General features: G+C 61.7%; 19 protein-coding genes and 2 pseudogenes. 16 read left to right on the forward strand and 5 right to left on the reverse strand.

What is annotated here, in order from left to right; all coding sequences use genetic code 11:
• Positions 1-7 precede the first annotated feature (7 nt).
• From CAF78_RS02140 to CAF78_RS02150, 3 genes are all read right to left on the reverse strand, one after another.
• Positions 8-619 carry a metalloregulator ArsR/SmtB family transcription factor gene (locus CAF78_RS02140; RefSeq protein ID WP_085675707.1) on the reverse strand — a complete coding sequence of 204 codons (612 nt, stop codon included), beginning with the start codon at positions 617-619 and terminating at the stop codon, positions 8-10.
• Positions 619-1263 (reverse strand): hypothetical protein, encoded by a 645-nt coding sequence (locus CAF78_RS02145; RefSeq protein WP_085675706.1) that lies wholly within the window; start codon positions 1261-1263, stop codon positions 619-621. The genes CAF78_RS02140 and CAF78_RS02145 overlap by 1 nt, the downstream gene beginning before the upstream one ends.
• Positions 1264-1419: 156 nt before the next feature.
• Positions 1420-2289: a LysR family transcriptional regulator gene (locus CAF78_RS02150; RefSeq protein ID WP_085675705.1), complete on the reverse strand. Its 870-nt coding sequence runs from the start codon at positions 2287-2289 to the stop codon at positions 1420-1422.
• 203 nt (positions 2290-2492) lie between these two features.
• On the opposite strand from CAF78_RS02150, the gene CAF78_RS02155 reads away from it, so the two are divergent.
• From CAF78_RS02155 to CAF78_RS02175, 5 genes are read left to right on the forward strand one after another with little or no spacing between them, the layout of a single operon-like run.
• Positions 2493-3239, forward strand: a complete 747-nt coding sequence (locus tag CAF78_RS02155; RefSeq protein WP_085675704.1) for a 2OG-Fe dioxygenase family protein — start codon at positions 2493-2495, stop codon at positions 3237-3239.
• Positions 3223-3705 (forward strand): GNAT family N-acetyltransferase, encoded by a 483-nt coding sequence (locus tag CAF78_RS02160; protein ID WP_085675703.1) that lies wholly within the window; start codon positions 3223-3225, stop codon positions 3703-3705. The genes CAF78_RS02155 and CAF78_RS02160 overlap by 17 nt, the downstream gene beginning before the upstream one ends.
• Positions 3702-4403, forward strand: coding sequence for an AzlC family ABC transporter permease (locus CAF78_RS02165; protein ID WP_256573926.1), 702 nt, complete (start codon positions 3702-3704; stop codon positions 4401-4403). The genes CAF78_RS02160 and CAF78_RS02165 overlap by 4 nt, the downstream gene beginning before the upstream one ends.
• Positions 4382-4702, forward strand: a complete 321-nt coding sequence (locus CAF78_RS02170; protein ID WP_027918627.1) for an AzlD domain-containing protein — start codon at positions 4382-4384, stop codon at positions 4700-4702. The genes CAF78_RS02165 and CAF78_RS02170 overlap by 22 nt, the downstream gene beginning before the upstream one ends.
• Positions 4703-4728: 26 nt before the next feature.
• On the forward strand, positions 4729-5172 hold the full coding sequence (locus CAF78_RS02175; RefSeq protein ID WP_085675702.1) for a hypothetical protein: 444 nt from the start codon (positions 4729-4731) through the stop codon (positions 5170-5172).
• A gap of 49 nt (positions 5173-5221) precedes the next feature.
• Here the strand turns inward: CAF78_RS02175 and mqo are convergent, their stop codons facing one another.
• The gene (gene mqo, locus CAF78_RS02180) at positions 5222-6859 is read right to left on the reverse strand and encodes a malate dehydrogenase (quinone) (protein WP_085675701.1); all 1638 of its coding nucleotides are present in this window, start codon (positions 6857-6859) and stop codon (positions 5222-5224) included.
• Positions 6860-7192: 333 nt separating this feature from the next.
• Here mqo and CAF78_RS02185 point away from each other — a divergent pair, with 333 nt between their 5' ends.
• The 5 genes from CAF78_RS02185 to CAF78_RS02210 all read left to right on the forward strand — a co-directional run bounded on the left by CAF78_RS02185 (position 7193) and on the right by CAF78_RS02210 (position 13597).
• Positions 7193-7723, forward strand: coding sequence for a sigma-70 family RNA polymerase sigma factor (locus CAF78_RS02185; RefSeq protein WP_085675700.1), 531 nt, complete (start codon positions 7193-7195; stop codon positions 7721-7723).
• A 4-nt stretch (positions 7724-7727) separates the two neighbouring features.
• On the forward strand, positions 7728-8693 hold the full coding sequence (locus CAF78_RS02190) for a FecR domain-containing protein (protein ID WP_085675699.1): 966 nt from the start codon (positions 7728-7730) through the stop codon (positions 8691-8693).
• Between the two features lie 315 nt (positions 8694-9008).
• The gene (locus tag CAF78_RS02195; protein WP_371856905.1) at positions 9009-11375 is read left to right on the forward strand and encodes a TonB-dependent siderophore receptor; all 2367 of its coding nucleotides are present in this window, start codon (positions 9009-9011) and stop codon (positions 11373-11375) included.
• A 240-nt stretch (positions 11376-11615) separates the two neighbouring features.
• Positions 11616-12668 carry a proline racemase family protein gene (locus CAF78_RS02205; RefSeq protein WP_085675697.1) on the forward strand — a complete coding sequence of 351 codons (1053 nt, stop codon included), beginning with the start codon at positions 11616-11618 and terminating at the stop codon, positions 12666-12668.
• 59 nt (positions 12669-12727) lie between these two features.
• Positions 12728-13597, forward strand: a complete 870-nt coding sequence (locus CAF78_RS02210; RefSeq protein WP_085675696.1) for a LysR family transcriptional regulator — start codon at positions 12728-12730, stop codon at positions 13595-13597.
• A 76-nt stretch (positions 13598-13673) separates the two neighbouring features.
• On the opposite strand, the gene CAF78_RS02215 is transcribed toward CAF78_RS02210, so the two are convergent.
• Positions 13674-13865 (reverse strand): DUF4223 family protein, encoded by a 192-nt coding sequence (locus CAF78_RS02215; protein WP_085675695.1) that lies wholly within the window; start codon positions 13863-13865, stop codon positions 13674-13676.
• A gap of 278 nt (positions 13866-14143) precedes the next feature.
• On the opposite strand from CAF78_RS02215, the gene CAF78_RS02220 reads away from it, so the two are divergent.
• The 6 genes and pseudogenes from CAF78_RS02220 to CAF78_RS02250 all read left to right on the forward strand — a co-directional run bounded on the left by CAF78_RS02220 (position 14144) and on the right by CAF78_RS02250 (position 18491).
• Positions 14144-14761 carry a LysE family transporter gene (locus CAF78_RS02220; RefSeq protein ID WP_085675694.1) on the forward strand — a complete coding sequence of 206 codons (618 nt, stop codon included), beginning with the start codon at positions 14144-14146 and terminating at the stop codon, positions 14759-14761.
• Between the two features lie 394 nt (positions 14762-15155).
• Complete coding sequence (locus CAF78_RS02225; RefSeq protein WP_085675693.1) at positions 15156-15410, forward strand: hypothetical protein; 255 nt, start codon at positions 15156-15158, stop codon at positions 15408-15410.
• A gap of 143 nt (positions 15411-15553) precedes the next feature.
• Positions 15554-15754 (forward strand): annotated as a pseudogene (locus CAF78_RS28700) (DUF3077 domain-containing protein); the annotation flags it as partial.
• Positions 15732-15944, forward strand: a pseudogene (locus tag CAF78_RS28705) (type II toxin-antitoxin system RelE/ParE family toxin); the annotation flags it as partial. The pseudogenes CAF78_RS28700 and CAF78_RS28705, both read left to right, overlap by 23 nt.
• Positions 15941-16288 (forward strand): addiction module antidote protein, encoded by a 348-nt coding sequence (locus CAF78_RS02240; protein WP_085675691.1) that lies wholly within the window; start codon positions 15941-15943, stop codon positions 16286-16288. The pseudogene CAF78_RS28705 and the gene CAF78_RS02240, both read left to right, overlap by 4 nt.
• Positions 16289-16847: 559 nt before the next feature.
• A complete protein-coding gene (locus tag CAF78_RS02250) occupies positions 16848-18491 on the forward strand; it encodes a hypothetical protein (protein WP_256573927.1) in 1644 nt (547 codons plus the stop codon).
• Positions 18492-18514: the final 23 nt, after the last annotated feature.

Here is an 18514-nt window from a genome sequence, read left to right on the forward strand (position 1 = left end):
GGCAACATCATGCCTTGCGCAGGGCAAAGCGGCACACCTGCCCGCCTCTCAACATGCATTCCTCATGGCTGACCTCGGCGCCACCGAGCGTGCCGATCAAGGCCAGATCCAGCTCGCACACCACCGGATGGGCCTTGGCCAGGTGATGGAACACGCAATTGTGCGCCACGATCTGCGGCTCGCCTGAAGAACGGAAAAACACCTCGGCTTCATACCCCGCCGCATTCATGTGTTCGACGATCCGCCCTTCGTCCACCACCTCAGGCTCCATGTCCGCCGCCAGCTTGCGCCCGAGCTGACGCATCAGCGCCAGCAAGGCGTCCTGCCCCATCAAGCCAGCCACTTCGCCAATCAGCAGGTTGGCCAGCAACGGATACTGCCGCGGGAACAGCTCGCGGCCATGCTCGCTCAGCTGGTGCAATTGCTCCGGCCGGCGCCCGGTGGGCCGAGTCGCGCCACGCTTGACCAGGCCGTCGCGTTCCAGGGCGGCCAGGTGCTGGCGCACCGCCGTGCGGGTAACGGCCAGGGCCTGCGCCAGCTCGTCGATGCTCATGCCGGCTGGCTGATGCAGCAACGCGTGGAGCAGGTCCTGTTGCGTACGCCCCAGGCCTTCGAGCATCAGAACTTGTCCGGGAACTGCTTGACCAGCGCCGCCGTGAGGGCGTCGGACAAGGTCAGGATATGCTCGCGCATCATCGCCCAGGTTCGCGCCTCGCCCGCATAGTCCCCGGCGGCCAGCTGATCGATCTGCGCCACATGGTGGCCACCGTGGGCGCTGAGCAAGGTCAGCAGGGTCTGCTCCGGCAGGTTGGGGTTGGCGTTGGCCAGGAACGCGGCAATGGCCTTGGCGTTGCTGCCCAGGTCGTTGACGGCAGCCTGTTGGCCCTTCTTGTCCTTGGCCACGGTGGCATCGCTGTAATGCTTGATCGCGCCCCAGTGGCCAGCCAGCAGCTTGAGCAACTGATCGGCAGCGGTCTGACCGTACAGCGGGGCGATGCTGTTGGCGATCCGGGTGGCGTCGGCCACCACTTCGTTGGCGGCGACTTCGGCCTGCCTGGCATTGCCAGCCTGGTTGGCGACGGCATAGTTGCGGACCCAGAAGATGTGCTCGACCCACAGGTCGCGCAGGGCCATGCGCGTGGTCATTGCCCCGGACTGAGCGGGTTTGGCGGCGGGGGTTGCAGGGGAAGAGGAGTAGCTTTGGCTCCATGCCGGCTGCGCGCACAGGGCGAGCAGCAGTAAGGCGGCAATCTTGATGTTCATGACGGCACCCTCCTGGAGGGGATCGACTGACAAGATTAATTTAAGCATCAAAATATGTTTTTATTGGGCCGACGACGACATTCCGATCAGTGGTTTATCCGCTGAAAAGAGGAAGCCACAGGTTCTCCCGTGGCTTCTGCGTGCTGCACTGCAAGCTCAGGCGCTGATGGCGTCAAAGCTGCGTATGGGTGTGGGAACCGCGCCAAACAGGGGGAACTCTTCTTCGATGATCCACGGCTCTTTCATGATCAGGTACACATCGAGAAAGTCCGAGAAGCCAGGCCAGATGGACAGGTCGTTGGCCTCGGCCACCGCACGCGACAGCACGCCCACGCCGCCAAAGCTCTTGATCATGGAAACACTGACGATCTCACTGCCGGAGTGGAACACGGTTGCAGCCTCCAGCATGCCGGGCCGGCGCTCGGCAAAGCGGGAAAAGATCGAGGAATAGGGGCACTCGGGCAATGGCTTGATCACCGCACAGGGCGCCGAACGGTCATGGCTGGATGACGAGGCGACGACTTCGATGCGCAAACCCTTGAGCGGCACCGAATGATAGTTCTCGGGGACGCTGTCACCCAGCACCACCACCATGTCCGCTTCGTCCTTGGCCAGCTTGGTCAGGTTGTCGGGCGATTCCGAGCAACTGAAGATAGGGCTGTAGCCTGACAGCTTGCTGACCACGCCGGCCATGATCTGCTGATTGATCTCCATCGACAGCGTGCTGTTCAAGGCAACGCGCAACGGCAGGCGCTGGTTGCGGCTCTGGCGCAACTGGTTGATCTTCAGCTGCATGCGTTCGGAGGAACGTACGATTTCCAGGACATGCGGCAGGATGCCCACGCCCTCCTGGGTCAGCGAGACCCCTTTGTTGGTCCGGTCGAACAACTTGAAGCCGCAATGATCTTCGAGCTTTTTCAACTGAGCGGCCAAGGCCTGTACCGTGACGTGCACCTGTTCGGCCGCATCGGTGATCGACCCCGTTCGGGCAACGTTCACGATGTTTTTGAGCACCTTGATGTCCATTCAATCTCCCTCCCCATTTTCCGCCGACGCAGACCGCCTACGAAAGCCACGAGGATAACGCACAACGGCCGGCACTGTCTGCCCGCTAACGGTGCACGCCGACCGGGTACAAGCAACGGTTGAGGCACGTCAAAAAAAAGTGAAGTTTCTGCGCCTGATTCAACTGTTAGATTTTTGCCAGTTTTCTATAAGAAGAGATGGCCATGCTGACACTGAACAGAAACATCGACACTGCCCTGCGACAAAACAAGACGGTCAATGTCATGGGCAGCGACTACGCGTTGAGCGGCGGCTTCAAAGAGTTTGTCGAGTTTTCCAAAAGTTGGGAAACCATGGGTGTAGACCGTTATTACGGGCAAGCCGACAAGGGCACTCGCTACCGCCGCTACAGTGACTTCGACTTCAACCCGGTCACCGGCGAACTGTGCCAACTCAATCACCGTGCCTATGAACAATCCGAGGCACACAACACCTATGTCGGCGGCATGGCGCGTCATTTCGATGATATTTCCGCCGACGTCTTCAACTCACCGATCCTGCGTTCGCTGATTCGCCTGGACTTCGACGTATACAAGGCCGTGTTGCCAAAAGAGCTGCACACAGTCAACTGGCAATGCCAGGTGCACCAGATCCGTATCGAAATCAAGCCAGGGGCGCAGATCGAGATCACGCCCGAAGGTATTCACTGCGACGGCTACCCGTTCAGCGGCGTGCACTTCTGGGGCCGCCACAACGTTGAGGGTGCCACCAGCAACATCTACGACAAACAGTCGAATGTGATCGATTCCGGTACTTACCTGAATATTCTCGACACCACCTACTTCCTCGATCGCGAACTGCAGCACTACGTCACGCCGGCGACCAACCCGAGCGACTCCGAAATGGGCTACCGGCAGATCATCGCCATTTCCTTCTCTCGACCGGGCAGCGAGCATGACATTATCGACTAGTTACATCGGCACGGCGCCGAAGCCGTTCACGGCCGAACGCATCAATGGCCTGAGCATCAAGAAAGCCACCCCCTTCCATGCCCGCAAGATCGTCGATTTCTTCCGTTGCTTCGAAGAAACCTCGTTCTGTGACTGGCAAGACGAAGGGCTGCTCAAAGGTTTGCTCGGCACCGAGCATACCTATTGCTACGTGGCCGAGAACCAGACCGGCAGCATCGTCGGCGCGGTCGCGGGCGGCTTGATGGGCACCCGGGGCACCATCAACCACATGGCGGTGGCGCCGGACTATCGCCAGAGCCGGATCGGCACCTCACTGGCCAATTCGATCCTCAGCGATTTCCGCCAGCACGGCATTCGCCGGGTGTTTCTGTTCGTCGAAGAGGGCAACGCCAACGCCCTGAGCTTCTGGCAGAAACAAGGCTTCCTGCAGACCCGTGGTGAAATCACCTGCGAGGTCGACCTGTGACCTCGTCGGTGTTGCTGACCACCTCGCGCAAGGAGAGCCTGGTCGACGCCCTGCCGATCGTCACCGGCTACTTCGTCGTCAGCTTCGTGTTCGGTGTCATGTGCATCAACGCCGGCCTGCCCTTGTGGCTGCCGGCTGCCATGTGCCTGTTCGTCTACGCCGGGGCAGCGCAGTTCGCCGCCCTGGCACTGATGACCACCAGCGCGCCGCTGCTCACCATTGCCCTGTCGACCTTGCTGATCAATTCGCGGCACATGCTGATGGCGATGTACATGTCCAAACGCAGCGCACAACTGCCGATCAGCAAGCCGCAGAAGCTGCTGTACGCGTTCGGCCTGACCGATGAGTCCTTTGCCTTCCACAGCCAACGCCTGGAAAACGGCAGGCCGACTTCGCCTGGTTATCTGCTGCAGTTCAATACCTATTGCCATGCCAGCTGGATCGCCGGTGCTGTGTTTGGCGCGGTGGCTTCGGATGCCTTGAACCGGTTTTCCCAGTTCAAGCTGGACTATGCGCTGACGGCCATGATGATCTTCGTGCTGATATCGCTGTGCAGCACCTTCACCAAGGCCGTCATCGCCCTGGTGGTGATCGTTACCACCTGCCTGCTGAACATGTTTGCGCCCTCGCCCTTGAACGTATTCATCGCAACCGCCGTAGGCTGTGGAGCAGGGCTATGCCTGAAAAGAACTACCTGATCGCGGCAGTGATGCTGATGGCTGCCATCACCTACCTGACCCGTGCCACACCGTTTCTGCTGAAGATGGAGAAGTCCCCCAAGCTGTTCAATGACGTCATTGAATACCTGCCGGTGGCGATCATCGCCAGCATCACCGTACCCGCCCTGCTGGTGGCCAAGGATGGCTCGCTGCTGGGCCTGAATGCCGACTTGCTGGCAGCCATTCCGGTGGTCATCGTCGCTTACTGGTCGAGGAGCCTGATCTACAGCGTGTGTGCCGGCGTCGCCGGGCACGTGGCGATCACGCTGCTGGCTTGAGGCCTGGATCTGAAAAGGAAACCGCTATGAGCCTTGCACGCCGGAAAGTCACCCTGACCAACCTGAGTGAATTTTCCCGCCTGATGCCCAAGGTTCCTCGTGACCGGGTGATCGACGAAATGGCTGACCTGTCGCTGGAATGCTCGCTGGCCTATGCCTTGGGCAAGACGTTCCTGCGCGATGGCTGGATCGCCGAGTACCGCCACCTGCAGGCGGCTGCGCACTTGACCCCGGGCAGCGACCTGCTGCTGTTCGCCACCTCGGGAAGCCTGACGCTGGAAATGGCCGACGGCTCGCAACTGCACGTCATGCACGGTGATCAGGTGGTGCTCAGGGCGGCCACCGAAGCGAAAGTGTTCCCCGTCAGTGACGAGGGTGACGTGAGTTTCCTGGCATTGGCTGTAGACCTCAACCTCACTGAGGTACTGCAGGAGCTTGCCATCGACAGCGACCTGCCGAAACAGCCATGAAAAAAGCCACGGGGGTCACCCGTGGCTTTCTCGAACCCACATCGCCCGATCAGAGCGCCATGTCGTTCTCTGGCTTGCTTTCAACCGGCTTGCTCGGCGCAACGGTGGTACCGACGCTGTCGTCGATCACCGGTGGCTTCTCCAGCTGCAGCACCTCGGCGGTATAGTTCCACTCTTTCTGGGTGGCCGCTGCGGAGTCGTTCAGCTTGGTACCGTAGCTCGGTACGATTTCCTTGATCTTGGCCTGCCATTCAGGGGTGGCGACCTTTTCCTTGAACACGGTTTCCAGCACGTTCAGCATGATCGGTGCAGCGGTCGAGGCACCTGGCGAGGCGCCCAGCAGGCCGGCGATGGTGCGGTCCTGGGACGCCACCACTTCGGTGCCCAGCTTCAGCACGCCGCCCTTCTCTTCGTCACGCTTGATGATCTGCACGCGCTGACCGGCCTGCCACAGTTTCCAGTCTTCCTTCTTGGCGTTCGGGAAGTAGGTGCGCAGGGCTTCGAAGCGGTCGTCATCCGACAGCATCAGCTGGCCGGCGAGGTACTCGACCAGCGGGTACTGGTCGATACCGACCTTGGTCATCGGCCACACGTTGTGGGTGGTGGTGCTGCTCAGCAGGTCCAGGTACGAACCGTTCTTCAGGAACTTGGTCGAGAAGGTGGCGAACGGGCCAAACAGGATCACGCGCTTGCCGTCCAGCACGCGGGTGTCCAGGTGCGGTACCGACATGGGTGGCGCACCGGTCGAGGCGATGCCGTAGGCCTTGGCCATGTGCTGCATGGCCACGGTCGGGTTCTCGGTCACCAGGAACGAACCGCCCACCGGGAAGCCTGCGTATTCCTTGGCTTCAGGAATGCCCGACTTCTGCAGCAGCTTCAGCGCGCCGCCGCCGGCACCGATGAACAGGAACTTGGCGTCGGTGGCCGATTCGGTACCGTCCTTGAGGTTCTTGTACTCGACGTGCCAGGAGCCGTCTTCGTTGCGGGTGATGTCCTGCACTTCGCTGGACAGCTTCAGGTCGAAGCCTTTCTGGGTCTGCAGGTGGCCAACGAACTGGCGGGTGATTTCGCCGAAGTTGACGTCGGTGCCGATGGGCGTCCAGGTGACCGCCAGCTTCTGGTTCGGGTCACGGCCTTCCATCATCAGCGGGACCCATTTGGCGATCTGCGCGTGGTCCTCGGAGTACTGCATCGGGCGGAACAGCGGGCTGGCCTGCAGCGCGTCGTAACGCTTCTTGAGGAACTTGATGTTGTCATCGCCCCAGACGAAGCTCATGTGCGGGGTGGTGTTGATGAACGAGTGCGGGTTCTTCAGCACGCCCTGGCGAACCTGCCACGACCAGAACTGGCGGGAGATCTGGAAGGCTTCGTTGATTTCGATGGCCTTGGAGATGTTGACGTTGCCGTCTTTGTCTTCCGGGGTGTAGTTCAGCTCGGCCAGCGCGGAGTGGCCGGTACCGGCGTTGTTCCAGCCGTTGGAGCTTTCTTCGGCGACGCCGTCCAGGCGCTCGACCATCTCCATCGACCAGCTTGGCTCCAGCTCGTGCAGCCACACGGCCAGGGTGGAGCTCATGATGCCGCCGCCGACCAGCAGCACATCGACTTTCTTGGTTTCTGCGGCGTGCGCTTGCATGAAGCTCGCAGCGACAGCCAGACCCAGCAAGGTCTTGCCAGCTTTCTTGAACATTGATCAATTCCAGTCAGTAGAACGGAGGGTGGGCCTGTGGCTGGCCCAGAGTGTTCCTTGTTCTTCAGCGCAGGCTTGTTGTTGATGATTGTTCAGCAGCCAGAGAACCAGAAAACGACTCAGGCTTTTGTCGAATTGACCGACCAGGCTGAATCGTTTCGCTGATTGTAACCGAAATGCCAGCACAAACAAATTGCACGGCAATAGGCAAGGCGGCAGGTTGTCTCATGCTGGCCAAGCGCTTGTCGAAGCCATTGCAGTATCGTTCAAGCAGCCCTAGTATTGCGAGCATTTCTCATTCGCACCCAATGCGCGCTTGCGCCGGATGCCGCCGTGGTTTCGATTCCTGAGCTGAACAGTTCGATCCATACCCTGTACCAGAGCCATTCGCGCTGGCTGCTGGGCTTTCTCTACCGGCGCCTGGGCAACCGGCCGGATGCCGCCGACCTGGTGCAGGACACCTTCGTGCGCATTCTGCATCGTCCGCGCCCGCTCGAAGGCCAGTCGGCGGAACGCTCGTACCTGGCGACCATCGCCCGCGGCCTGTGCATCGACCATTGGCGGCGACAGAAGCTGGAGCACGCCTGGCTTGCACAGCTGGCCTTGCAGCCCCCTGCACTGCAGCCCTCGCCTGAACAGCGCGCGCTGATCGTCGAGACCCTGCATGAAGTCGACGCGATGCTGCAGCGTTTGCCGGGCAAGGTCCGCCAGGCATTCCTGCTGGCGCAGATCGACGGCCTGGCCTACCGCGATATCGCCGCCCACATCGGCGTCAGCGAACGCATGATCAAGAAGTACCTGGCCCAGGCGTTGCTGCACTGCGCCATCCTCGAAGCCGAACTCGACGGCCTGCTGGTGGAATGACGCCATGACCCAAACGGCACACAAACTCAGCCACGCCAGCCTGCAACAAGCTGCGCACTGGTATGTGCAGTTGCAGGACGAAAACGTCGGCCCACAGCTGCAACGGCAATGGCAGGCCTGGCTCGAGCAGCACAGCGACCACCAGGCGGCCTGGCACTACGTGCAGAGGGTTGGCCAGCGATTTGCGCCCCTGCAGCAAGAAGGCAGCGGGGCCGGCCGGGTACTGCGTGAGCATGATCCACGCCGCATCACCCGCCGCACGGGGCTCAAGTCGTTGGTGGTGCTGGGCGCCGGCTCGCTGCTGGGCTGGAGTGCCTGGCGCGGGGCGCCGCTGCAAGGCTGGGGCGCCGACTTGACCACGGGCATCGGCGAAACCCGCGAGACACGCCTGGCCGACGGCAGCCAGCTGTGGATCGGGGCGCAGAGCGCGGTAGACCTGGACTTCACCCTGCAGGCCCGGGTGCTGCACCTGCGCTTTGGCCAAATCCTGGTGGAAACCGCCCACGATGCCCGCCGCCCGTTCTACGTCGATACCAACCAGGGGCGCATGCAGGCTTTGGGTACCCGTTTCGCGGTCTGCCAGCAGGATGAGCTCACGCGCCTGGACGTCTACGCCGGCGCCGTCGAGGTATGCACCGCAGGCAGTGCCGAGCGCCGTATCGTCCAGGCCGGCCAGCAGGTGCAGTTCAGCGCCCAGGCCATCGGCGACCCACGGCTAGCGCAAAGTGCCGGCGAGTCGTGGATCCATCGGCGCCTGAACGCCGAGGACATGCCGCTGGCGCAATTGCTGCAGACGCTGGGGCGTTATCGCCACGGTCATCTGGGCTGGCACCCGGCGGTCGCGCAGTTGTCGGTAATGGGCACCTTCCCGCTTGACGACAGCGACCGCGCACTGGCGCTGCTGCAGGCGGCATTGCCGGTGCGTGTGCAGCAGCTCACTTCCTGGTGGGTGAGTGTGGAGCCCGCCTGACTGGCCGGGCTTTGCTTGAAAGCGCAAGGTTTGCGCGATCCATGTGGGAGCGGGCTAGCCCGCGAACACCGGCATAGCCGGTGCCATGCACCGTGTTGGATTCTTCGCGGGCAAGCCCGCTCCCACAGAAATCTCAATACAGCCAAAAATTTCTCCAGCCCGGTTCCCTTTTCCTCGTTTCGTTCGGTTTACCCCGCGTACGACACCTCACAACCTACCGTATCGATTCCAGGGACCAGCATGCCGAAGCCCCTCCACCCCGCATTCCGCCTGGCGCTAGCCGCACCGCTTTCGCTCTGCACAGTCGCACCACTGATGCTGCCTGCCACACTGGCGCATGCCGAACAGGCCGCCAGTGCCGAGATGAATTTCGACATCGCCCCGGGCTCGCTCGCAGGCGCGCTCAACCAGTTCAGTAGCCAGGCCGGCATCTACCTGGCCGGCAGCAATGCATTGGCTGCCGGCAAGACCAGCCAGGGCCTGCAAGGCCGCTACAGTGTCACCCAGGGGTTGGCCCGCCTGCTACAGGGCAGCGGGCTGCAAGCCGTACCACAGGGCAACGCCGGCTATGTGCTGCAACCGGCCGTCGACGGTAGTGCGCTGCAACTCGATGCCACCACCGTCAATGCCGCCGCCCTGCTCGCCAGCAACGGCCAGAGCGACAGCGGCTACCGCGCCGTGGCCAGCGCCACCGCCAGCAAGACCAGCAGCGCACTGGCCGACACCCCGCGTTCGGTGTCGGTGGTGACCCGCCAGCGCATGGATGACCAGCAGTCGCAGACCCTTACCGAAGTGCTCGGCTACGTGCCGGGGATCTTCTCGCCGCCCTTCGCCGGGGGTGACGGGCAAGCCGGCGACCTGTTCTTCATCCGCGGTTTCAACGCCACCGACTATGGATATGGCCTGCTGCGCGACGGCCTGCGCGTGCAGGGCAACCGTTACGACACCAGCAGCGAACCTTACGGCCTGGAGCGGGTGGAAGTGTTCCGTGGCCCGACCTCGATCCTGTATGGCGAAAACGCCCCGGGTGGCGTGGTCAACCTGGTCAGCAAAAAACCGACTGACGACGCCCGTGGCGAAGTGCAACTGAGCTACGGCTCGTACAACCGCCGTCAGCTCGGGGTCGATGTCTCCGGCCCGTTGACTGACGAAGGCAACATCCTCGGCCGCCTGGTAATGATGGGCCGCAAGTCCGATACCCAGATCGACCACCAGCCCGACGACCGGATGTACATCGCGCCGTCGCTGACCCTGAACTTCGACGAGTTCAACAGCCTGACCGTATTGGCCACCTACCAGCGCGACCGTACCCTGATGGAACTCGGTTATCCCGCCGCCGGCACCCTGCTGCACAACCCCAACGGCAAGATCGACAAGGACCAGCTGTCCGGCAACCCGGACTGGGACAACTTCGAGCGCGAAACCTGGAGCCTGGGCTACGCGTTCAGCCACCGCTTCAACGACACCTGGCAGTTCCGCCAGAACTCGCGCTATCTGCAGTCACGCATCGACCGCCAGGAAATGTGGCCCGGCAACCTGAACAACGGCGGCTTCGGCACCACCCTGAGCAACCAGGCCTATGACCGCTACAACAAGTCCATCGCCTACTCGCTGGACAACCAGTTCGAAGGCCACTTCATCGACGGTGCTTTCGAACACACGGTGCTGGTGGGCGCGAGCCTGGACCGCACGTCGTTCAACCAGGACTGGGACGCCGGCAACGGCGGCACCATCAACGTGTTCAACCCGGTGTGGAACGGCAAGCCGAGCACCCCGCTCCATGTGCAGAACGCCCTGCTGGAACAGACCATGTATGGCCTGTACAGCCAGCTGCAGACCAAGGTCGACCACTGGGTGCTGCTGCTTGGCGGGCGCCTGGATCGGGTCAACAGCCAGTTCCGCAACAAGGCCGGCACCCTCAACGCCGAAGCCGACATGGACAGCTGGGACAGCGACTTCACCTGGCAGACCGGCGTGATGTACCAGTTCGACAACGGCCTGTCGCCGTACTTCAGCTACTCCACGGCCTTCGCCCCGACCCAGCAGACCGAGAGCAAGAGCGGCCCGCTGGACCCGACCACCAGCGAGCAGTACGAGGTGGGCATCAAGTACGAACCCAAGGGCTGGAACACCGCCTTCACCGCCTCGGTGTACGACCTGCGCAAGAAGGACGACGTGCTGTATGACGCAGCCGTAGGTGACTACCGCCAGATCGGCGCCAGCCGCGCCAAGGGCGTGGAGCTGGAGCTCAACAGCGACCTGAGCGAGAACCTCAACCTGACTGCCGCCTACACCTACACCGACTCGCGCATCACCAAGGATGTGGCCGGGTCATTGTATGAAGACCACCAGATGACCGGCGTGCCGCGCAACCAGGCGTCGGTGTGGAGCACCTACCGCTTTCGTGACGGGTTGCTGAAGGGGCTGCAGATCGGTGGCGGTGTGCGCCACTTCGACAGTACCTTCGCGTACACGCCGACCAGCCTGTACGGCAAACTCGACACCGGTGATGTGACACTGGTGGATGCCAAGGTCGGCTATCAGATCGACGACAACTGGTCGGTCGAGGTCAATGCCCGCAACCTGTTCGACAAGGAATACGTGGCGGGTTGCAACAACGCCGGGCGTTGCTATTGGGGTGAGGAGCGTACTTTGCTGGGCACGGTTTCGCTGCGCTGGTAGCGGTCTCCTGTGCCGGCCTCTTCGCGGGCTCGCCCGCTCCCACATAGATCACAACTGGCCTGAGGCCAGCGCTGTACCTGTGGGAGCGGGCGAGCCCGCGAAGAGGCCGGCACAGGCAACCACAACTGCCATTCAAGAACCCGATCACCCGATCGGAATTATTCGCCTTACAGCCCCACCCCGCCCCTTTATCCTGCGGCCCAGACCCCGCTCAAACACCACAACAAAGGGCCGCCCCGCATGTCATTCAAACGCACCATCCATGCCGTCGACACCCACGCCGGCACGCCCATGCGCGTGATCACCGGCGGCATCCCGAACATCCCCGGCGACAGCGTGCACGCCAAAATGAAGTGGCTCGAAGCCAACGACGACCCGCTGCGCAAGCTGATGCTGCGCGAGCCCCGCGGCTACCCGGCGCACTGCTGCAACCTCATCGTCCCGCCCAGCCACCCCGAAGCCGACGCCGGCTACATCATCATGGAACAGATCGAGTATCCGGTGATGTCAGGCGGCAACACCATCTCGGTGGTCACCGTGCTGCTGGAAATGGGCATGCTGCCGATGCGTGAGCCGCTCACCGAACTGGTGCTCGAGGCACCGGCCGGGCTGATCCGCATCAAGGCGCAATGCGAAGGTGGCAAGGTCAAGGCGGTCACCTTCCAGAACGTGCCGGCGTTCGCGGCGCATATCGACGCCGAAATCGACGTGCCGCACCTGGGCAAGGTACGCGTGGACGTGGGCTGGGGCGGGATGTTCTACGTGATCGCCGATGTGCGGCAGTTCAAGGGGCTTGAGCTGATTCCCGAACATGGCGGCGAGATCGCCCGGGTGTCATCGATGATTCGCCAGGCCGCCATCGAACAGCTGCCGGTCGCCCACCCCGACTACCCCGGCATCGGCATCACGATCTCCCAGCTTTCCGGGCCCAGCGAAGACCCCAATGCCGACTGGAAGAATGCCGTGACCATGGCCAGCGGCGCGTTCTCCTGGGACGACCCGGCCACCTGGACCGGCGCGCTGGACCGTTGCCCGTGCGGCACCGGCACCTCGGCAAAGATGGCCACGCTACACGCCAAGGGCGAACTGCCGCTGCACCGCGACTTCCGCCACCAAGGCCTGCTGGGCAATGTCTACACCGGCCGCCTGATCGACGAAACCACGATTGGCGGCAAGCAGGCCGTGGTGCCGACCATCACGGGCAAGAGCTGGATCTACGGCCTGAACACCTTCGTCCTCGACCACGACGACCCGTTCCCGGAAGGTTTCACCATTGGCGACATCTGGGCCTGAGTGCCGCTAGTATCGGCGAGTCGGGCCAGCCGGCTCGCCTTTTGCGAAGGTCGCATCACATGAACATCGAGCACCTGCGGGCCTTCATCGAAGTGGCCGCCAGCGGCAGCTTCCACAAGGCCGCCGAACGCCTGCACATCACCCAGTCTTCGGTCAGTGCACGGATCAAGGCACTCGAGGATCGCCTCAACCGCCCGCTGTTCAGCCGCAGCCGGCACGGCGTCACGCTGACCTCCGGCGGCAATCTGTTCTACCGCCATGCAGTTTCGGTGATCAGCGCCTGGGAGCGCGCCCAACATGACGTGGCCTTGCCTACCGATGTGCGCAGCTCGGTCAGCCTGGGGCTGCCGATGAACCACTGGGGCAACATCACGGCCGACTGGGTGGCATGGATGGAACGGCACCAGCCACGGGTCGCCACGCAGGTGCAATCGGATTACTCGATCCTGCTGATGAACGAGCTGCGCGAAGGTTTGCTGGACCTTGCGATCCTCTACGAACCGCACCACTGGCCAGACGTGGCCCTTGAACCGTTCCTCGAAGAACCGCTACAGCTGGTGTCGACGCAGGCCGACACGGTGTTCGAGGGCCATGGCGAGGGCTACGTGTACATCAGCTGGGGCCGCTCGTTCACCGACCAGCACAATGCGGCCTTCCCCGGCGCCAGGCGTCATCGACTGTCAATCACCCAGGAAACCATTGCCCTGGACTACATCCTCAAGCACGGCGGCTCGGCGTATTTCTCGCAATTCATGGTCAAGGGCCTGCTTGCCGAGGGACGCCTGCATGCCGTGGCCGCCGCGCCCGAGCTCAGTGTGCGTACTTACCTGGCGTTTTCCACCTTGCGAGAACGGTCGCCGGAGACGCTGAAGGCGGTCGAGGGCCTGCAATCGATCCCCTTCTACACCCAGGGCAAGCGTTTCAGCTAACAAAAACCCCCGGCCATTTGCATGACCGGGGGCTTCGGATCAGGCCGCTAGCGGCGAGATCTGGGGATCACCAGGCTTACTGCTGCTGCGGCAGCTTATCGATCGGGCCGCAGCCACCGATGACCTTGGAGATGGAAACCGAAGGGTGGAACAGGTAGTCGTACGAGCAGTTTTTCTGCGCGTTATAGACTTGGCCAGTGCAGCCCGACAGCAGGGCAACGCCGGAAACTACAGCAACGGCGACAGTGGCCTTGAACAGCTTTTTCATACTAAGTCCTTTAAATGCTTCATCTTCGGCCATCTTTCTGATGGCGGCGGGATGATACAGAACCCAGGCATTGGATCCAAGTCGCAAAAAACCACCGACAAAATGGTCCGGGCGGCACTTGGCAAATGCCCCGCGCTGAGAGGTTCACGTTTTCAGCAACCGGGTGTCCCGCCGTTGTGAGGTGATGGGCTGCCCTGCAGCCCCGATGTTTTTTTACGGGTAATGCAAAGCGCGTTAGGCTACGAGCCTGCCTTAGCACTGCCCAACAGGAGTTCCCCATGCTCGGCGTCACCGACTACGGCGCGTTCGTCATCGCCTTCATCATCGTCCTGGCCATCCCCGGCCCTGGCAATTTTGCCCTGATCACCGCCACTGGCAAGGGCGGCATCAAGGCCGGCATGGCGGCAACCTGTGGGGTGATCCTGGGTGACCAGGTGCTGTTGTGGCTGGCCGTGGCCGGCGTCGCGACCCTGCTGGCCGCCTACCCCGCCGCCTTCCACGTGGTGCAGTGGGCCGGCGCCGCCTACCTGGCCTACCTGGGCCTGCGCATGCTGCTGAGCAAACCCGGCGGCGCCCCCCGCGCCAACCGCATGGACAACGGCCATTACCTGCGCCAGACCATGATGATCACCCTGCTCAACCCCAAGGCGATCATGTTCTACATGGCGTTCTTCCCGCTGTTCGTCGACCCGGTCAAGCACCAGGGGCTGGTGACCTTCGGTTTCCTTGCCGCGACGGTGGCGCTGGTGACCTTCCTGTATGGGTTGATTGCCGTGGTGCTGACGCATCTGCTGGCTGAGCGCATGCGGGCCAATCCGCGTATCGCCAATATGTTCGAGCGGTTGGCCGGGGCTTGTCTGGTCGGGTTCGGCATCAAGCTGGCGGCGATGCGCTGAGACCAGTAGCAATCAGCCCCTGGGAACTGATGTTCCCAGGGGCTTTTTTATTGCGTGAAGGCTCTGATCCGGGGCTGGAACACATATTTTCTTACATCTTCGCTTCAGATTTTTCCCATGCCTTGTAGGGCGCTTCTGAATCATACTCGTGGGCCTGCCAAACCATTGCGAGTGCTTGGGAGTGGGCCTAATCTCGGGGCCGTCGTTGCCAATGCAGCGACCGGCTTTGACAGGCCGCCCTATTCAAGTTTCCGATGCAGCGCTTCATGGCAGCTGTGCATGGGGCACATTCGTGTGCGCCGGGTTCTTGGGTAACCGGTCTGTCAATCCATGTACAACTGCCTCCATTCGTTTGACAGCGTTGCCGGGCGGCTCCACTTACCCAGGAGCTTTCATGCGCAAAATAGTCCCCGATCCACCCCAAGCCTCTGTTGCTTTGCAAGACACTCTGGTCCAGACGTCTGAATACGTAATCTGTGCCTTGTCCGTCGCCCGCCAATCAGTGCAGCTCAACCCCACCTCCCCGAACTCGATCGTCATGCAGGCGGTGATCCACGAAGTGGAAGCTGCCTACGCCCTGGTGGAGTCGGCATTGGTGCAATTGCAGATGCAGGCTCATCTACCGGCCGAGCTACGAACGCTGCACTAAGGCTCAAGTGATGTGCCGCCCTCTTCGCGGGCACGCCCGCTCCCACAGGATTGGCGCTGCCTTCAGCTATGGCGCTGTACCTGTGGGAGCGGGCGCGCCCGCGAAGAGGCCAGTACAGGCAATAGAAAATCAGGGAGAAAACAATGACCACAGACAACACCCACCGCCCCACCACAGTCGGCAAAACCCGCTTCTACCAAGGCGAAAACAAAACCCAGCCCCTGTTCTGCATCGAGCCCGGTATCCCCTGCCAAGCCGCCCGCGAGCAAGCCTCTGAACTCATGAGCTACGCCCACGACCTGGCCTTGACCGGTTTGCATCCGCGCAGAAGGCGGGAATTATGGCGACACCGAACCTGTTGGCGAAGGTGTCAGCGAAATGCGTGTGTTTGTAGGTCCTGGCTACCGCATTTATTTCGTGCGGGCTGGCACAAACCGCTATGTGATCCTCTACGGTAGTGGCAAGACTGATCAAGCTAGAGGCATCAAGCGGGCGAAAGAAATTCTGTACGCGCTTCGAGGTAAGAAATCATGAGCGAAAAATTCGATCCCGAAGATATGCCCATCCTGGATCTGGATCTGAGTAATACCAAACGCTTCGAGGCATCCCGTTTCCTTGACAGCCCAGAAACCATCGCTGCGTTTTTGGCAGAAGCAATGAAAGCCAATGATGCGCAGATTCTGATGCACGCCTTGGGAGAGGTTGCAAAAGCCAGAGGCGTGAACCAGTTTGCCCAGGATGCAGGGGTGAACCGCGAGTCACTTTACAAAACGCTCAAAGGAGGCGACAAGACGCGCTTCGCCACCGTCCAGAAGCTGATGCTCGCTTTGGGTGTGGAGCTAACCGTAAAGCCGCTCGAGAAAATGCCTGCCACTTGAAAAATGGGCCTGGCCATCCGGATTGGCAGCACCAGAGCATTGTCCTCCCCGTCTGAATACATCAGAGAATCGCCACAACAGGCCACGCGCACCCAACTCTGGTGTTGCGCCCCCCCAAAACCGGGTTGCCCTTTTCACAAACAATTCAGATCCACATAACGTTTTTACAATTAGAAACAGTTTTTCGAGGCTCTGCACGCCAATTCAGCTATGGCACAACCCGTGCTTGGACCACTACGGCTCAAGGAACGAACTCTTGCGTGCATGTCCGGAACCGGCCAGAACATCGCCGCTCGAGATCGTCGGAAGTGCCGTAACCCGGTATTTCAGGTCGAGCTGTCTATTCGATATCCGTATCGCTCCGTAGTTGTTGCACAAGCCGTGCAACACGAGCCTGAACGTCGGTAGGTCGAATGCTTGCAAAGAGGCTGGCAGCATTTCGGAGACCATTATGAGCACATCTGCAGGAGTCAGAGCTTCAGCCGTAGCGCCCACCCAAACGCGGCTCAGCACGCGCTTCGCTCGCCCGGCACTGCTTGCCGGGGCTGTAGTCGCTGCTATGGCATTGAGTATTGCCGGGCCTGGCGATGCCTGGGCCAAGGGCGGTACTGACAAGCCGGTGAAGGGCACTCCATCACCCTTCACTACGCCCACGTTACCTGACCCGATCTTTGTCGACCCCTTGGCCATTCACGGCTTCGACATCACAGGTTTCATTCAGGACATGACGGTCGACAGCAGCAACAGCAACTGCCCGAATACCAGTAGCCCGGACCGTTTGGGCGGTACGGTTGTAGTCAACGGCACAACCATTATCGTGCCCTGCAATTCGGTCATCCAGATGCCCGCCAATACGCTCAACTGGGCGGACTTCGTACACGGTGGCCCGCTGGGCCTTAAACAACTGCCGGCCACTTACCCTTCATTTGAAATACATGTTGTGGGCAACACCGTGGCAGGCAAACAAATTGCCGGGTTGATCTTTGTCTCCCAGCAATCGGCCCAGGTCGGCAGTGGTTATATCAGCAGGATTGACCAGACCACCGGGAACATAGAAGTGACGAGTACCAACTCGCCGCAACCGACCGTCTTGCAGATCAACGATCCCAATGGGCGTTTTGGCCGGGCCCAGAGCCCCGACCCACGCTTCTCGGTGGATGACGCCAACCCGACCATTCACTCGGCGACCGGTTACCCGATGTGCGTGCCGCGTACCGGTGATGATCCGCTGTGCCCACAGAAAAACCGGCCGAAAGTGGTCACCCCGACCACCACCAACAACTGCCGCAACTTTGCCCAGGCCGGTGTGGCGCTGCCTGCGTCGGGTGAATTGACACCGCCGAAGGCAGGCCAGTTGTATTGCAGCCAGTTCGTCATGAAGCGCTTCAGTGACCCAACCCGCACGGCAACCGACCCCGACCCGACGCAACAGGTACCGTTCGAAGTCGGCGACTTCATCACCTACTCCGGCACGCTGTTCAAATCGACCACCGCCGGTGTGCCGGACTTCATTTCCGCCCACACCATCGAGGCCAACCTCGGCATCTACACCCAGCCGGGCAGCCAGCCCAGCTACCTGGCCATTGGCGAGTTCGGCGTCGGCACGGCTGACCCGGCCTTGGTCGCGGTCAACGGTGCAGCCCAGGAAACCCAGGACCGCATCTTCCTCGAAGCCGAGACGACCGACGTCAAGACCCCGGTGGACATCTACCTGATCGATGTCGACCCTACCACCGGGGTACAACGCAACCGCTGGATCACGCCGTTTGAAATGACCGGTGAGTGTGACCCTTCCACCGTGCTGGCGGCTACCTGCGCTGGCGCTTCTGGCGGGATCACCACGCAAAACGTTGGCGCCCAGCCACAACGCGCGCGGCTGCGTGCGTCCAAGGCACCGACCGGGCTGCTCAGCCAGCCAAGCCGCACCTTGCGGGTGGTCGCTCGTTCACTCTGCGTGCCCACCAATACCCTCCCGCAACCTGGCGTGGACAGCTGCCTGCAAAACGCCAGCCGCCTGACCGTGGCCAACGGGCTGACGGCCGGGCAGTACGTGGCACCGGTGTTCGAGTTCATCTTCCCGGAAAACGTCAAGCCAGGGGACGAGATCGTGCCCAATGACTTCTGGCACCTGGCGTTCCTGCGCAATGGCGAAGGCAGCAGCACCCCCACCGGGGTCGGCGCGCTGGAGCCAACGCCTTGGTGAGTTGAAACGAGCGCTAGACTGTA

It is taken from the genome of Pseudomonas sp. R28(2017) (genome assembly GCF_002112505.1).
In the GTDB taxonomy this organism is placed as follows: domain Bacteria; phylum Pseudomonadota; class Gammaproteobacteria; order Pseudomonadales; family Pseudomonadaceae; genus Aquipseudomonas.

Excerpts from the sequence above, each read along its gene's own strand:
- CAF78_RS02250 (WP_256573927.1), top strand. The coding sequence starts at position 16,848 with ATGGCATTGAGTATTGCCGGGCCTGGCGATGCCTGGGCCAAGGGCGGT.
- CAF78_RS02170 (WP_027918627.1), top strand. The coding sequence starts at position 4,382 with ATGCCTGAAAAGAACTACCTGATCGCGGCAGTGATGCTGATGGCTGCC.
- CAF78_RS02155 (WP_085675704.1), top strand. The coding sequence starts at position 2,493 with ATGCTGACACTGAACAGAAACATCGACACTGCCCTGCGACAAAACAAG.
- CAF78_RS02145 (WP_085675706.1), bottom strand. The coding sequence starts at position 1,263 with ATGAACATCAAGATTGCCGCCTTACTGCTGCTCGCCCTGTGCGCGCAG.
- CAF78_RS02190 (WP_085675699.1), top strand. The coding sequence starts at position 7,728 with ATGACCCAAACGGCACACAAACTCAGCCACGCCAGCCTGCAACAAGCT.
- CAF78_RS02220 (WP_085675694.1), top strand. The coding sequence starts at position 14,144 with ATGCTCGGCGTCACCGACTACGGCGCGTTCGTCATCGCCTTCATCATC.
- CAF78_RS02160 (WP_085675703.1), top strand. The coding sequence starts at position 3,223 with ATGACATTATCGACTAGTTACATCGGCACGGCGCCGAAGCCGTTCACG.
- CAF78_RS02215 (WP_085675695.1), bottom strand. The coding sequence starts at position 13,865 with ATGAAAAAGCTGTTCAAGGCCACTGTCGCCGTTGCTGTAGTTTCCGGC.
- CAF78_RS02225 (WP_085675693.1), top strand. The coding sequence starts at position 15,156 with ATGCGCAAAATAGTCCCCGATCCACCCCAAGCCTCTGTTGCTTTGCAA.
- mqo (WP_085675701.1), bottom strand. The coding sequence starts at position 6,859 with ATGTTCAAGAAAGCTGGCAAGACCTTGCTGGGTCTGGCTGTCGCTGCG.
- CAF78_RS02175 (WP_085675702.1), top strand. The coding sequence starts at position 4,729 with ATGAGCCTTGCACGCCGGAAAGTCACCCTGACCAACCTGAGTGAATTT.
- CAF78_RS02240 (WP_085675691.1), top strand. The coding sequence starts at position 15,941 with ATGAGCGAAAAATTCGATCCCGAAGATATGCCCATCCTGGATCTGGAT.
- CAF78_RS02140 (WP_085675707.1), bottom strand. The coding sequence starts at position 619 with ATGCTCGAAGGCCTGGGGCGTACGCAACAGGACCTGCTCCACGCGTTG.
- CAF78_RS02195 (WP_371856905.1), top strand. The coding sequence starts at position 9,009 with ATGCTGCCTGCCACACTGGCGCATGCCGAACAGGCCGCCAGTGCCGAG.
- CAF78_RS02205 (WP_085675697.1), top strand. The coding sequence starts at position 11,616 with ATGTCATTCAAACGCACCATCCATGCCGTCGACACCCACGCCGGCACG.
- CAF78_RS02150 (WP_085675705.1), bottom strand. The coding sequence starts at position 2,289 with ATGGACATCAAGGTGCTCAAAAACATCGTGAACGTTGCCCGAACGGGG.
- CAF78_RS02210 (WP_085675696.1), top strand. The coding sequence starts at position 12,728 with ATGAACATCGAGCACCTGCGGGCCTTCATCGAAGTGGCCGCCAGCGGC.